We start from the raw sequence: 16,345 nt of genomic DNA on the forward strand, positions 1-16,345 counted from the left end.
CATTTTCTAACTACCGGTACTTCTCTTTTCTCATCTTCGTAATCTCAAAAATCGAAGAGTCCAACAATCCAACACTTAGTGCCTTCTTTTCTTAGTGGCAAAATCATGTGCACCGCTTTGTCTGTTAACAAAAGGGGAATAAATTTAAACCAATTTGGAGTTGTTTTATGGCTACTAGCTAGGTCAAGTTCCTTGTTTTTCCAATTTAAGTAACGGCAATTATTGATTTAATATTTTCAATACTTAAGGGCTTGTGAAACAACTGCTTTACAAATCCATATTGACTTGCTCTTTCAATATCTCTTTCATCAGTGGAAGAAGTAACCATGTATAAAGTCAGTTTTTTGATATCATAAAAGTTAGATTTTTTTATTTCTTCCAAAAATCCCCAACCGTCAACGTGTGGCATATTGATATCTAAAAGAACAATAATTGAGTCAACGGAATCTTTCAGATATTGTAATCGGGTTAATCCTAATTTGCCGTTTTCACATTCGTTAATATGTAATGTAGGGTCAATTCTTTTTAACATTAATGATACAATCATTCGGTATATTTGATCATCATCTACAATAAACAATTGTTTTTTCATAATTATTTTTATTTTTCGGTAAAGCCCTTGGTTTCAGTTACAATTTTCTTTACAATATCATCCATTTCATTGGTTGATATCTTGAGCTGCTTTAATAGAAAAGGCAAATCTTCGAAGTTGTCAGGTTGCATCTCAATCAAATTAATAATTCCCAGTATTCTAGATAAAGGGGCACGTACAATATGCGATTGAGTCCATGCAATATTGCGTAACTTGGCATTCTGAATTTGTATCGTGTTGATTTGGTTGATCATCTCTGTGATATCATTTGATAATACTATGATTTCGTTTGATGTAGCATTTTGTAGCACTTTGTAATAGATTTCTACCTTGATTTCGTTCCCGTTTTGCAAAAAATGTGTAAAATGGTTACTGTCAAAAACACCATTTTCATTCAACTCAAATTGTTGCTTAACCTTCGGTTGTTCCGCTTCGGGATGAAAGGCTAAAAAAGACATCGCTTTAAATTCGTCTAGAGAATAACCATATTTTATTTGAGCAGCAAAATTGGCATTTAGTATTTTTAACGTAGTAAAATCTAATAACCACATGGGTTGTGGACTAAAGTTAAACAGGTTTTCGTAGTTCATCTTCGCATCATCAATTTGATTTATAAAACTACTTCTGTTTAAAGTGTATATGATAGTTTTTTCAAGCAAATCCGGATTGATTTCATCTTTAACAAGAAAGTCATAAACGCCCATTTTAAGACTGCTTTTTGCCATAGACAAATCAGAATATCCCGTGATTACAATAACCGGAACATGAAAACTATAGGATAAAATACTTTTAATTAAATCCAAACCTTTCAAATCCGGAAGGTTCAAATCCAGTAAGAGCACTGATAGGGTCTCCTTGGTTTTTTCCAAAAATAGTATAGATTCCGCATAACTGGAACAATGACTAATGGTGACATCTTTGAATTTTTCAAGCAAATAATCCTCAATTAAAACAAAATCGCCGGGATTGTCCTCTATGACGAGCACAGACAATTTATCGGGATAATTAATGATTTTACTCATATTACTCGTCAGTTAAAGTGGATAATTGCAACCAAAATTCCTCAATTTTTAGAATTGTAGTGAAAAATTCTTCCATTTCAAGGGGTTTTTTCACATAACTGTTGGTGTGGTTGTTATAAGCCATGTTGATGTCTTTTTTACTTGAAGAAGTGGTTAACATAATAACGGGTATTTTCTTTAGTTCGGGATGTTCCTTTATTCTTTTTAAAACTTCATGACCATTATAAATAGGGATATTAATATCCATTAATATTAAATCAGGTTTACTTTCACTTTGGAAAACACCTTGCCTGAATAGAAAATCAAGAGCTTCCTGACCATTTCTTGCGACACTTATTTTTGTTTTGACCTTGCATTCTTCAAATGCATCAATGGTGAGAACAATATCGCCCTCGTTGTCTTCTACCAATAGGATATGTGCAGGTTTCATATAGTGGGGTTGTTTTTAATTATTTTCGTTTCTTTAGGTACCGTAAAATAAAAAACACTTCCTTTTTCAGGTGTCGATGTGAGCCCTATTTTACCTCCCCATGCTTCTACGTGTTTTTTTGCAATAGAAAGACCAATGCCTGTGCCGGGATAAGCTTCTCTGTTGTGTAATCTTTGAAAGATGACAAATATCTTTTCAAAGAATTGCGACTCAATTCCAATTCCATTATCCGCTATCTTTAATAACCAGGAATCGGATTGTTCCTCTGCTGTAAAAGTAATGATTGGGGGTTGGTCTTTTTTGGAATATTTTATGGCATTATCCATTAAACAATGAAGTGTCTGTATTAAGGGAACTTTATAAGTTGTAAGTGTCGGTAAATTTAGTGCTGTTATCATTGCAGATTTTTCAGCTATGATTTTTCGTCTTAAAATTTTATATTCTTCCAATACTTCATTGACATCTATTTTTTCTTTTCTTTCATTCAATTTACCGGCTCTGGAATACTCTAAAAGGTCCAATATAATTTGCTTCATTCGCTTCGCACCATCTGTTGCAAAATAGATATATTGGTGGCCTTTTTCATCCAACAAATCCCCGTATTTTCTTTTTAATTGATCAAGAAAACTTGAAATCATTCGAAGCGGCTCCTGTAAGTCGTGTGAAGCAATAAAGGCAAATTGTTCCAATTGTTCGTTAGTTACTTCCAAATCATGAGCATATTGTTTAATAGAAGCATTTAAGTTGAGAAGCTGTATCTCATAATTCTTATGCTCGGTAATATCAGTCATGGCTCCCACCATTCGAGTAGCTTTTCCTTTTGAATCTCTAACAATTACTCCGCGATCAATGATATAAAGTGTGGCTCCTTTGTCATTAATAATCCGATATTCCATTTCCCAACGATGAACCTTTGGATCAGATAAAGCTCCTCGAATACTTTCTTGTATTCGGGGGAGGTCTTCTTGATGAAAAGTATCCTGCCAAAATTTTTCTTCTTTCAGGTATTTTCCGGCTTGATTTCCAAAAAACTTAGTAATGGCATTTGACCGATAAAAGGTGTGGTTGACTAAGTCCCAATCCCAAATCGCATCATTGGTTGCTTCCGTAACTTTTTCAAAGCGTTCATTGGCCTGTTGAATACGAAGATCGGATTCTTTTCTCGTAGTAACATCTTTTAAATAAACCGAAAGTCCGGCAACAGAAGGGTAGGTGGTAGCTTCAAACCATTTGTTGAGTGTGGCATAATATTCAACAAAATTCATGATTTTTCCGGTTTTCATAGATTCATGATAATTTCGATAGAAGTCTGTATCTATCGCATCCGCATATTCCTCCCACAAGTTTTTGCCTAAAATCACGGCTCTGTTTTTACCTAAAACTCGCTCAGCCTCTTTGTTCCAATAAGTTACTTCCCATTGATTGTTTAGGGATATAAATGCATCACCAATACTCTCTAAGATATTGTTTTTTTCTTGGTAAGCCTTTTCCAACTCTGCTGCGGCTTGTTTTCTTTCATCAATATTTTTAAAATAAATGGCAACTCCTCCATTTGAAGGATAGGCATTGATTTCATACCACTTACCGTCACCCGGAAACAAATAATCAAATGACTCAGGTTTCATGCTTTGGACAACTCTGTGATAGGTTACCTCAAGTTCAGTTCCTATTGTAGCTGGAAAAACTTGCCAAATGTTTTTACCAATTACTGAGGCCTCTTTTTGTCCTAACAAACGTTCGGCCTCACGATTAAAATAAGTGAAATTCCAAGATCGGTCAACAGCATAAAAAGCGTCAGAGATACTTTTCAAAATATCACTGATTTGGTGTTCCATTTTTTTAGAAGTAGTTATATCTTGAAAACTACCATATATACGCTTACATTGACCATCACTGAATTCAGAATTGCCAATAGCTCGAATCCACACTTCATTTTTTTTGGCGGTGATCAAAGGAGCTTCAAAATCAAAAGCTTTTCCGGTTGCTATACAAGTTGCAATCGCTTGTTGTACCGACTCTATATAGTCTTTTCGATAAAAACGAATGCCACTATCCAAGTCGGGCACATAGGTCAAGGGGTCGGTTTCATGCAATTGATGGACCATGTCAGACCAATAGACCTTTTTTTGTACTAAATCTACTTCCCAACTTCCAATTTTAGCCATTTTATTGGCTTGACGGTTCAGTTCTTTTAAGTTTTTTTCAGTAGTGATGTTTTTAGCAGAGGCATAGATTAATCTTTCTTCAACCACCGAGTTACTGGTCCAATTTAACCAAACGATGGCTCCACTTTTTGTAATATAACGATTTTCAAATTTAAAAATAGTGTCTCCTTTTTGAAGTTTGTTCAATTCAATTGCTGAAATTGCTTTGTCGTCAGGATGTAAGTAGTGATCAAATGGTGTATAAAGCAGTTCCTCTTGGCTATAGCCCAATAATTCACATCCTGCCTTATTCATTTTTAGAAACCTGCCTTGAAAGTCAACCATGCACAAAATATCGGGTATGGCATTATATAAATGATTCAAGTCATTTTCTAATTTTTTACGGTTAATTTCCGACCCAATAAAATATTTCAGTTGCTCAAAAACCTTCTCATATTTCTTGAGAAAGTAAGCTTCTTTTTGAGTGCCTATCATTAAAACACCCACTACATCATCATTAAAAAGTAGGGGAATGCCTAATACCGATCGTATACCCACTTTTTCAGCGGCTTTACTTCGCGTAAAAGAGGTTTGTGTAACAATATCATTCCAAAGAACAGAAGATTTCATTTGCCAAACAGTTCCGGGAAGACCTTCATTTTTTTCTAAGTACTTGGTGTTTTTTGTGTGTTCATAAAACTTTTCAATTTTGGGATTTTCACAGTGATAAGCACACAATTGAATATGTTTGTTTTCAAGATTGGGTAACCATAATTCCACTAAGTCAAACTTACCAAAGTTGATAAGTGTGCTACATAATTTTTTTGAGGCAGTCATGAGATCATTTTCAATAGTGAAATTCAAACTGATTTTGCCCAATAATTCTTGTTCAAGTTCTTTTTGCTTTTGATCGGTCACATCCCTTTCAATTGCAATCCAATGGGTATACCATCCGTGTTCATTGGCAACTGGTGATACCTTAAAGTTCATCCAAAATTCATCGCCATTTTTTTTATAGTTGATAGTAGTCACTTCACATGATTCCCAATTTTGCATCGCTTTTTTTAATCCATCCAGGGCAACTCTGTCGGAATGCGGACCTTGTAAAATACGAGGTGTTTTTCCTAAGACTTCTTCCGCAGTATAACCGGTCATTGTTGTAAAGGCTTTATTTACATAAACAATCCGAGGTCCGGGCCCATCAAAGGGTTCGGCCTCGGTAATCAAAACAGCGTCGTTGGAGTCTGTGATCACACGGTTCATAAGTTGCAATCGCTGTTCTTCTACCTTACTAGCTGTGATGTCCTGAACGGTACCTTCAAAGGCAATTAAATTTCCTTCTGTATCTTTTACTAAACGACCAAGTTCATGCACCCATTTCACACGAGTGTCCGACACATAAATGCGATGAATAAAATTGTATTCTTTTTCATTGGCAAAACAAAGTTGGAGTTCTTTTTCAAAGCCCTCACGATCATCCGGATGAATGGTTTCAAGAAAGTTAACATAAGTCGCATCAAAAGTTTCTCTTTTTTTGTTCCAAATGTTATATACTTCATCTGTCCATGTAAAGACATTACGCTTTATGTCTAATCGCCAATATCCTAATTTAGCAATAGTTGTGGCTGCTTTTAGTCGTTGCTCCGATTCTTTAAGTTGTTGTAGCTTAGTCTCCTCTTTTGTAACGTCCTGAGCAATCACCATCATACATTCTTTGCCTTGGAAATTGATTCTATGCCCGTTTGTTTCCATTCGGATACGTTCCCCATTCTTTTTTTGATGTGTGAAAACACCAAAATAGATATTGCCTTCATTGTCATGAATCATGGTTTGAGTAGCCATTAATCTGGGAAGTTCTTCTTCTGGGCGAAGTTCCTTGATAGTAATTGATAAGAATTCTTCTTTACTGTAACCATAGTGAGTTAACGCAGCCTGATTCACGTCAAGAATTTTAAACGTGTCAATGCGGTACAGCCAACAGGGAAGCGGTGCAAAATAAAAAAGGCTGTTATAATCTTGCTCATTTTTACTCATAGATTACAATTTTTGGGGCTATTGATGGTACTTTTAGTTCTTTTAATAAATGAAAAGTACTAATTTAATGGGTGTTTTTTAAAGGATAAAGATGTTCATGGAAAGTTTAAAATATAATAATTGGTTAGGTCAATTCTATTCAGACATTTAACTAGCGTTTACTAAAGAAATTAAGTATAGTAAAACTTAAACAATAGTAGAACCACCCTTTTATAGTCGTTTTAACAAAATTAATAAAAAAAGTCAACAATGATTAAGATTATTGTTCATTATATGTTAAATTTTAAATTTATGTTACTTATTTTTAATTTTATAATAATATATATGCGTAATATATTGATTTTTAACATCTTAATTAATATGTTTTCTATTACCATATTGCTTCTGTTTTTTTTAAATTAATTATTATGTATTAAATTACACCTGACGGTTTTAGTATATATTATGCTAACTGCAAAAGAAATTAAATGCTGATTTTTTTTTTTTTTTGAAAAACTATATATTAAAATAAATTTAGAAATATTGTTATTGTAAATTAATACTAAATTTATACTTTTATCGAATTATTAACTAATTTCAAATTATTAACCTTTTTATGAAGAAAATTACACTACTCCTGATTGCCTTCTTTTCCTTTTGGCAACTTCAGGCTCAAGTAAGTTTGTACTCCTTTGCACAGAGTAATCAAACCTACACAGAAATTACCGGAGGTACTGTTTTAGGTACTTCCACAACAGCAACTAGTTTTGACTCCCAAAACTGGACTATTGCGGCCGGTTCCATTCCATTTGATTTTAATTACAATGGGGTAAACTACACAGGATGCACAGTCAATAGTAATGGATTCATTACTTTTGGAGCTACTGCTCCTGACACTTTTTTATCTTCACCAATTTCTTCTGCTACAGCCTATTCCGGTGCAGTATCTGCTTGGGGAGGAGATTTAGTTGGTGTTTTTGTTAACAACTTAATTACCGCTGAAACAAGATGGGAAGTGGTAGGAGATGCTCCTAACAGAGAATTTGTAATCCAATTTAAAAATTGGAGACCTTCTTATTCTGCAAGTGTTACTGATGTAGCTTTCATTAATTTTCAAATTCGTTTATCGGAAACGACCAATCAAATTAAAATTGTTTACGGACCTTCAGGCTATGCCATAGGAGCTACAACTTTTTCAGGGACTAGACAAATTGGATTACGTGGTGCTACCAATGCGGATTTTAAAACTAGAACTAATACAACTACTCAACTATTTACCGCTTCTACAGCTGGTACAGGCAATTCTAGCTCACAGGCTTTCAATACAACAGTTACTACTCCGGGTATGCCTACCAATGGTTTAGTGTATACTTTTACACCTCCGGTAGCTTGTTTAGGTACACCCGTTGTATCGACAGTTTTACCGGCTAATCAAAATTTAGTAACTACACAGACCTCACAACCATTGGTGTTGCAACAATATGCAGAAGGAACTTCAGGATTAACGTTCCAGTGGGAGCAATCAACTGACGGAGGTACAACTTGGACAAACGTAACAACAGGAACAGGTCAAACCGCTAATGTTTATACACCTGTTGCTTTTGCAGGAACTAACATTGCATATAGAGCAAAGGTGACATGTACTAGTTCATCATTATTTGAATATTCTTCAATTTCAACAATCACAAATTGTTCCGGATTGCCAATTACAACATTACCATGGAATGAAGGTTTTGAAAATTTAACAACTTTTGGAATATCTTCTTTTCCAATGTGTTGGTTCAAACAAAATGGAGATTGGACTTCTAGAAATGTTCCAACTAACTACACTAATGCTAGATCAGGAAGCAATTATATTACAAATTCCTGGACGGCAACCAATGAATTCATTTGGACACCGGCCTTTGCTTTAACAGCGGGAGTTTCTTATGAGTTTTCGTCTTATGTTCAAGGGGATAATGCAAACACTTGGCAAGTTGATTTTTTTGTAAATACTACAAATTCAGGAACAGGTGCTACTCAATTAGGAGCTAGTTATTCTCCTCCAGGTGTTTCGGCAAGTGCAACAATAGGATTTCAACCGTATTTTAAAGTGCGTAGAACGTTTATACCGGAAATATCAGGAACTTATTATTTTGCAGTTAGAGTAAATGAACCAACTGGTTCACCATGGTATGTGGCTTTTGATGATTTTACAGTAGAAGAAACTCCAACATGTATTGAACCAACCGGGGTAACAAATTCTAATGTTCAAGCTACTACAGCTACAATTTCATGGGTTGCTCCAACAACAGTACCTGCTTCGGGTTATGAGTATTTTGTGAGTACTTCCAATCAATTGCCTACATCGACAGGAACAGCTGCTGCTACAACTACTGCTTCATTAACAAATTTACTTCCTAACACAGTTTATTTTGTTTACGTACGTTCAGTTTGTGGAGCAAATGAATTTAGTTCTTGGGGTGGTCCAACTTCTTTTAGAACACAATGTGAAGGCGTAACAGAATTATCGGAAAACTTTGATGCCTTAACGGCAACTGGCACTACTATTATGCCTGATTGTTGGACCAGAGGCTTAATAGGCTCTGCTTCTGTGTATGTAACTACAGGTAGTGCGGCTCCAATGACGCCGGCTAATAGAATTTACATGTTTGCTACGGCTGTTGCTCCTGCTACAGAGGCGTATGCAATTTTACCTCCTTTATCTAATTTACAGGCAAATACACACCGACTTCGTTTTAAAGCACACTCCTCTATTGTAGGTAGAACAATAGAAATAGGTTATTTGACTGACCCAAACAACTTGACTACTTATACTACAATTGATGTAATTGTACTTCCAGGTACTGCTGCTTCTTCTGCTCTTGAGTTTAATATTATTCCAGGTGCTTTACCTCCAGGTGTTAGACACTTAGCATTTAGAAACAATGGGTTAACAGGAACGTCTCCTGCCTCAACTACGGCCTATATAGATGACGTATTCTGGGAAGCGATTCCAACTTGTAATGAGCCTTCAGCATTAACAGTATCTAGTGTTACAAGTAACAGTGTAGTTTTAGGATGGACTGAAGCTGACTCAGCCACTGCATGGGAAATACAGTATGGTGCTCCTGGCTTTACATTAGGAACAGGTACAATTGTTTCGGCTAACAGTAATCCATTCACTTTAAACTCACTTACACCAAATACGAACTATGTGTATTATGTTCGTGCAATATGTTCAGTAAGCGAATCAAGTTTTTGGACAGGACCTTTTGCATTCAAAACACAATGTAACGAGGTGACTGAGTTTTCTGAAAACTTTGATTCATTGACATCTAACTTCAGTACAACAATGCCGGATTGTTGGGGTAGAGGACTGGTAGGAACTCCCAGCTTGTATGTAACTACAGGAAGCACACTACCAATGTCTCCATCAAATAGATTATACATGTTTGTGTCTAGTACGGCTACTCCAGCTCAACAAGCATATGCCATCTTACCTTCGGTTTCAAATTTAGCAGCAGGTACACACAGACTTCGTTTTAAAGCATTTGCTACAGCAGCAGACCGCTATTTAGAAATAGGTTATTTAACAGATACGTCAGATATGTCAACTTTTGAATATTTAACAGATATTCAATTACCAGGTACAGCGGTTGCAAATACACAACAATTTGTTTTTGTACCGCCTACTTCTATTCCGGCCGGAGTTAAAAGTTTAGTGATTTTGAATCCTGGTTTCCCTACAGGAAGCTCTGGAATTTATATTGATGATGTAAGTTGGGAAGTGATTCCTACCTGTGTAGAACCATCAGGAGTTACACTTGGAAGTGTTTTAGCTACTACAGCAACTTTAAATTGGACAGCAGCATCACCTGCACCTGCAGAGGGATATGAATATTATTTATCTACAACATCCACTAATCCGGATGCTACAACTGTAGCAACAGGTGCAGTGGGAGCAGGAATTACTACAGCTAATTTGACAGAATTAACACCGTCTACTGTATACTATGTATGGGTTCGTTCGGTATGTTCAACATCTGATAAAAGTGCTTGGACTGTAATAACAACGTTTACAACACCTTGTGCTTCTTTTGTGCCTTATTATTTGCAAAATTTTACTACTTATACATCTAATGCAACCTTAGAAGCACTATGTTGGTCAAGGTTAGGTTCTGGTGATCAAATTACAGGTCCTACCGGAAGTACTAATGCCGGAAGTTGGACATCTGATAGTTGGTTAAATGGAACAGGTTCAACAGGTGCGGCTAGAATTAATATCTTCACCACAACAATCAGAGGTTGGTTAGTAACTCCAATTTTTGATTTAACCACAGGGGGCTATCAAGTGAAATATAAAGTAGGAGCAACCCAATATGCAGCAACTACTCCAATTACTTCCGGTCCTTCTCCAACTCTAGGCTCTGATGATTTTGTTTATTTCATGATGTCTACAAATGGAGGTGCAACTTGGACGATTTTAGAAACTTATAGTGCAACAAACACACCTTCACATTTAGGTGAATCTAAAATCTATAACATTCCTTCAGTAAATACTAATGCCGTTAAATTTGCATTTTATGGCACTAGTGGTACAGTAACAGAAGGTCAAGATTTAGACTTCTTTATTGATGATTTTGAAGTGCAAACTATACCGGTTTCTGCTCCGGATTGTGCAACCAATGTTACAGCTACAATTGATGTAAACTGTGGAAATGTGGCAACCGTTATTTCTTGGAATCCTGCTTCAGGTTCTGATGGATATAAATTGACTATCGGAACAACAGCTGGTGGAAATGATGTTTTAAACAATTTTGTTGTAGGTGGAACTTCTTATCCTTTTGTAGGTAGTATCAATACAACCTATTATTTTAAAGTGGTACCATTTAATGCCAATGGTGATGCTACAGGATGTACGGAACAATCATTTACAACAGCTCTTAATGGATGTTATTGTACTTCTGCTCCAACACTTATTGATGCTTCTGGTATGACAAATGCTTTAATAGGAACAACAAACTTTCCTATTGCTGTTACAAGTGCTCCTTATTATTTTAATCTAACTGCAACTCCGATTACATTAAATCAAAATATGTTAGCAAATGTTCAGTTAACTTATAATACAGGTTCATGGCCTTATACAACTTACATTTGGATTGATTTAAATGATAACTTCATTTTTGAACCTTCTGAATTGATGTTCCAAGGTATTGCTCCTGGAGTAGGTGTATTAAATGCTTCATTCACACTGCCGGCTTCAGCAGCTCTAGGTACTCATAGAATGAGAATTTCAGGGGGTGATGGATTAGGTAATAATCCTTGCTTCTCAGGATCTTACGCAATTACATTAGACTTTATAGTTAACGTTATTGAAGAAGATTTAAGTACAGGTTCTTTTGATACAGCTAGTTTCAAAGCCTATCCAAACCCTGTGAAAGATATCTTTAACTTTGCGTATAGCAATGTGATTTCTGACTTGAATGTATACAACCTTTTAGGACAACAAGTGTTAGCAACTAAGCCTAACGCAAACCAAGGTCAAGTAGATATGTCTGCTTTACCTGACGGAACCTACTTGGTAAAAGTAACATCAGATAACCAAACTAAAACGATTAAAGTGATTAAAAACTAAGAAAGTTTAGTTTAGATATTGAAAACCGCCTGAGCAATCAGGCGGTTTTTTTTATTCAACCATTGAAGAGTTGGAAACCCATCGAGGGATGAAGACAAATTCTTCCAGATTGTTTTTAATTCTATTTTTAACATTTTTTTATAAAAATAATGATACTTTAGTAGCTAACTAATTAAATAATAAATATATGAGAAAATTTACTTTTTATGATTCTTTTCTGAATCAAATGAAAAAGAAACCATGGCTTGATCGTATGTCGCTTTTTATGGTGTTTTTAATAGGACAATTTATATATGCACAAGAGTATCAGCATTTGCAAATTGCAACCGGATTAACACAAGATGTTATTGCAAATGGTGTAGGTAACGCTTCTTCATCAACTACTTCAGGTGTTGATGTTGTTAATTTTGCATTTGTTTCAAATGACTTTCAAGCTACAGTAAGTAGCCCTGCATTAACTTTTGGATTGCCGGTAGATGGATTGATTACTTCTGCTGTTGCAGCAACACCCAACCTAACGTTTCAGTTAGCATCTTATACGGGTACAAATTCATTAAAGCTTGAGGCTCAAAATTCATCTTCAACGCTAACATTTTCAAACAATGTTGCTGCAAAAAAGTTATTATTTTTGGTAACTTCAGGAAGTGGAATTTCAACTTTCACAGGTGTGATTACATTTGCTGATAACTCAACTCAAACAATAAGTTCATCTACAATTCCTGATTGGTTCAATAGTACTACTTTGCCTGTAGCTATATCAGGAATCGGAAGAATAAACACCACTAATAATACAACAGAAAATCCTTCGGGAAACCCTAGGTTGTATCAATTGGAAATTCCTATTCTTGTTGCCAATCAAACCAAGGTAATTTCGAGTATAGAAATAACCAAAACATCCTTAGCAGGTAATGCTTTAAATCTTTTTGCAGTTACTGCTGAGTTGTTAGGTGCATGTCCTTCTCCTGATGCTCTTACGGCTAGTGCTTTAACTACTAGTGCTACAGTTTCTTGGAATCTTCCGGCAATTTTGCCTACTGAGGGGTATCAATATTATTATTCGGATGTTAATACTCCTCCTACAGGATCAACAGTTCCTTCCGGAACAGTATTGAGTTCAGCTACATCTGTAGCATTATCATCTTTGTTACCAAGTCAAAATTATTATTTTTGGATTCGCTCCAATTGTGGTAATGATGAATTTGGAACTTGGCAATTTGTTTCTTTAACAACGGCAACTCCGGGTCATATAGGAAGCGGTAGTGCAACAAGTTCCTACTTTCCTATTTACAGTTGCTATGGCTATAACTATTCGCAACAAATTTATTTGGCAAGTGAATTACAAGCCGTTTTGGAACCGGGAAATACATATATTTCAAAAATTCGTTTTAAATCTACAACTTTACCAACTACACCTGCAAACTTTGCCAGCTGGACGGTTTATATGGGTAACACCACTCAGAGTGTATTTGTAGATTCAGATGCATGGGTGCCTGCTGCCAATTTAACACAAGTATATTCAGGCAACTTAACTTTTACTGCAAATGATTGGGTTGAAATATCCTTGAATGTAGGATTTATTTGGGACGGTACAAGTAATTTAGTAATAGGTGTTGATGAAAATACACCAAATTATAGTTGTACGGCTACTTGGGCTTCTTTTCCTTCAGGTTCAAACAGAGGGATATTGTATTATAGTGATACAAACAACCCAGATCCATCACTTCCACCTACAGCAAATTATGGTCCAAACGCTAACATTGCACAAATACAGATTGTGTCAATTTTGCCTCCTAACTGTTTACCGCCATCTTCTATAGTGGTAAGTAATGTGACTGCAAATGGTGCAGATTTAGATTGGTCTCCTCAAGGAGTAGAAACAACTTGGCAATATGCAGTTGGATTATCAACAGTTACTGACCCTAGTGGTCTTACGCCAGTGGATGTTATTGGAGGCGTACCAACAGCAACGATAAGTACGGGCTTAGTGGGTAATACAAATTATAAAGTATGGGTACGTTCTAATTGTGGTAGTGAATTTAGCCCCTGGGCAGGTCCAATAATATTTAAAACGCTATGTGGTGATGTAACTGAATTTTCAGAGAACTTCGATTCGTTAACATCAAATTTCAGTACAACCATGCCTGATTGTTGGGATAGAGCATTGGTAGGAACACCTAGTTTGTATGTAACTACAGGAAGTACGGCACCAATGTCACCTTCAAACCGATTGTATATGTTTGTGTCAAGTACACCAACAACTGTACCGGCTCAACAAGCTTGTGCAATTCTACCTTCTGTTTCAAATTTATCAGCTGGAACACATAGACTTCGTTTCAAAGCGTTTTCAACACAAGTGAATCGTTTTGTTGAAGTTGGGTATTTAACAGATCCGACTGATATAAACTCTTTTGTACCATTAGAGGAGATTACAATACCGGGTACCGTTGTTACAAATTCACAACAATTTTTTATATCACCACCGGCTTCAGTTCCTGCAGGAGTGAAACATTTAGCCATTTTAAACCCTGGTTTCCCTGGTGAAACTTCAACAGTTTATATTGATGACGTAATTTGGGAAGCCATTCCAAGTTGTCCGGAACCAACATCATCGTCAGTTGGTGCAATTACTGCAACTTCTGCTCAGTTAACTTGGACTGAAGGCGGAACAGCAACAGCTTGGAACATTGAATGGGGAACTGCTGGATTTTCACCTACAGGAACACCAAATATATTGGAAACTACAACAAATCCATACAACTTAACAGGATTAACTCCAAATACAGCTTACAGCTATTATGTTCAAGCTAGTTGTGGAGGTACAAGTGAAACTAGTGTTTGGGTTGGTCCTTTTAACTTTACTACACCATGTATACCTTATACAATTCCTTATTTTGAAGGATTTGAGTCGGGATATACTCATAATACAGCAGTTTCAGGTTGTTTTGTACAAGCTTCAGTAACGGGTACAGCTGTATGGACAGCAAATAATACGTTAACCACGTATAACAGAGCACCAAGAACTGGAGGCTGGAATGCATTTTTGCAGTATGGTAATGAAGATTGGTTGTTTATACCCATTGAATTAGTGGGAGGTACGAGTTATACAGTAGAATTATATGCTCGTCAAGATGGTGCTACAGCAGCTAATTCTAATATGTTGATTAGTTATGGTACTAGTGCAACAGCTGTTGCAATGACCAATGCAATTGTACCTGCTACGGGAATAGTAAATGGGAACTATCAACAAATTACAGGTGCATTCACTCCATCAGCATCAGGCGTATATTATGTTGGTATAAAAGGATTTATGAATGGTACACCTTGGTACATTTCACTTGATGATATCAGTATTGATGTGTCACCGGCATGTTTAGCTCCAACCAATTTAGTTGTTTCAAATGTTACAAGTAATTCAGCCAATTTAGGTTGGACAGAAAATGGAACAGCAACAGTTTGGGATATTGAATGGGGAACTGCAGGCTTTACACCAACAGGAACACCTACTATTTTAGGAACAACAACAAACCCTCACGCCTTAACAGGATTAGATCCAAATACAGCTTATAGTTTTTACGTAAGAACTAATTGTGGTGGAACAAATGGAGAAAGCACTTGGTCCGGACCATTTAACTTTACAACAGCATGTATTGCTACAACTGTTCCGTATGTAATGAATTTTGAGACAGCAATAGTTCCTGCTTTACCAAACTGTACATCTATCCAAAATGTAGGTACGGGTAATTTATGGACAGTTGCTAATAATCCCGGATTTGGTTTTACAACAAAAACGCTACAGTACCTTTATAATGGTTCAAATGCAGCAAATGTTTGGTTTTATACACAAGGATTGAATCTAACTGCAGGAACAACGTATTCAATTGCGTTTGACTATGGTTCAAATTCTACAGCCTATGTTGAAAAATTAAAAGTGGCGTATGGTACTTCAGCTACTGCTGCATCCATGACAAATGTAGTTGTTGACTTGCCAAGCATTTCTAATAACACACCGGTTACTAGTTTAACTGAGTTTACACCAACTACTACAGGGGTTTATTATTTTGGTTTTAATGTTTATTCAGCAGCCAACCAATATAATTTGTATGTTGATAATATAGTTATTGACGTGTCATTAAGCACAGGTTCTTTTGATTCATCAAGTTTCAGTGCGTATCCAAACCCTGTAAAAGATGTATTTAATTTTGCTTACAGCAATACGATTTCTGATTTAGTAATCTACAATCTTTTAGGACAACAAGTTTTGGCAACAAAACCTAATGCAACGCAAGGTCAAGTTGACATGTCAAGTTTCCCGAACGGAACGTATTTGGTTAAAGTAACCTCAGAAAACCAAACGAAAACTATTAAAGTGATTAAAAACTAGGTAATCTTAGTTTAAAATACTGAAAACCGCCTGAGCAATCAGGCGGTTTTTTTGTTACTTGATTATGGTACAAAACACCATTCTCTCATTTTCGATTACCATCACTAATTTATTCTGCATCATATAAAGAAAACCAATGCTATAAA

6 protein-coding genes are annotated in these 16,345 nt (G+C 35.9%); 2 read left to right on the forward strand and 4 right to left on the reverse strand.

Annotated features, from left to right (window positions below):
- Positions 1 to 205: 205 nt before the first annotated feature.
- Genes B3L86_RS05275 through B3L86_RS05290 form a run of 4 tightly spaced genes read right to left on the reverse strand, consistent with a single transcriptional unit; the run spans position 206 to position 6,222 of the window.
- Positions 206 to 592: a response regulator gene (locus B3L86_RS05275; RefSeq protein ID WP_291115939.1), complete on the reverse strand. Its 387-nt coding sequence runs from the start codon at positions 590 to 592 to the stop codon at positions 206 to 208.
- Positions 593 to 600: 8 nt separating this feature from the next.
- Positions 601 to 1,614, reverse strand: a complete 1,014-nt coding sequence (locus B3L86_RS05280; RefSeq protein WP_291115942.1) for a response regulator — start codon at positions 1,612 to 1,614, stop codon at positions 601 to 603.
- 1 nt (position 1,615) lies between these two features.
- Positions 1,616 to 2,044 (reverse strand): response regulator, encoded by a 429-nt coding sequence (locus B3L86_RS05285; RefSeq protein WP_291115945.1) that lies wholly within the window; start codon positions 2,042 to 2,044, stop codon positions 1,616 to 1,618.
- Positions 2,041 to 6,222 carry a PAS domain S-box protein gene (locus B3L86_RS05290; protein WP_291115948.1) on the reverse strand — a complete coding sequence of 1,394 codons (4,182 nt, stop codon included), beginning with the start codon at positions 6,220 to 6,222 and terminating at the stop codon, positions 2,041 to 2,043. The genes B3L86_RS05285 and B3L86_RS05290 overlap by 4 nt, the downstream gene beginning before the upstream one ends.
- 595 nt (positions 6,223 to 6,817) lie before the next feature.
- Here B3L86_RS05290 and B3L86_RS05295 point away from each other — a divergent pair.
- Together B3L86_RS05295 and B3L86_RS05300 are read left to right on the forward strand one after the other, a co-directional pair.
- Positions 6,818 to 11,818 carry a fibronectin type III domain-containing protein gene (locus B3L86_RS05295; protein WP_291115951.1) on the forward strand — a complete coding sequence of 1,667 codons (5,001 nt, stop codon included), beginning with the start codon at positions 6,818 to 6,820 and terminating at the stop codon, positions 11,816 to 11,818.
- A 187-nt stretch (positions 11,819 to 12,005) separates the two neighbouring features.
- Positions 12,006 to 16,199, forward strand: coding sequence for a fibronectin type III domain-containing protein (locus B3L86_RS05300; RefSeq protein WP_291115954.1), 4,194 nt, complete (start codon positions 12,006 to 12,008; stop codon positions 16,197 to 16,199).
- Positions 16,200 to 16,345: the final 146 nt, after the last annotated feature.

The organism is Flavobacterium sp. UBA6135, from assembly GCF_002428305.1.
Lineage (GTDB): Bacteria > Bacteroidota > Bacteroidia > Flavobacteriales > Flavobacteriaceae > Flavobacterium.

What these genes read in the sequence shown, in the direction of transcription:
- B3L86_RS05280 (WP_291115942.1), bottom strand. Translation starts at nt 1,614, where the DNA reads ATGAGTAAAATCATTAATTATCCCGATAAATTGTCTGTGCTCGTCATA.
- B3L86_RS05285 (WP_291115945.1), bottom strand. Translation starts at nt 2,044, where the DNA reads ATGAAACCTGCACATATCCTATTGGTAGAAGACAACGAGGGCGATATT.
- B3L86_RS05300 (WP_291115954.1), top strand. Translation starts at nt 12,006, where the DNA reads ATGAGAAAATTTACTTTTTATGATTCTTTTCTGAATCAAATGAAAAAG.
- B3L86_RS05275 (WP_291115939.1), bottom strand. Translation starts at nt 592, where the DNA reads ATGAAAAAACAATTGTTTATTGTAGATGATGATCAAATATACCGAATG.
- B3L86_RS05295 (WP_291115951.1), top strand. Translation starts at nt 6,818, where the DNA reads ATGAAGAAAATTACACTACTCCTGATTGCCTTCTTTTCCTTTTGGCAA.
- B3L86_RS05290 (WP_291115948.1), bottom strand. Translation starts at nt 6,222, where the DNA reads ATGAGTAAAAATGAGCAAGATTATAACAGCCTTTTTTATTTTGCACCG.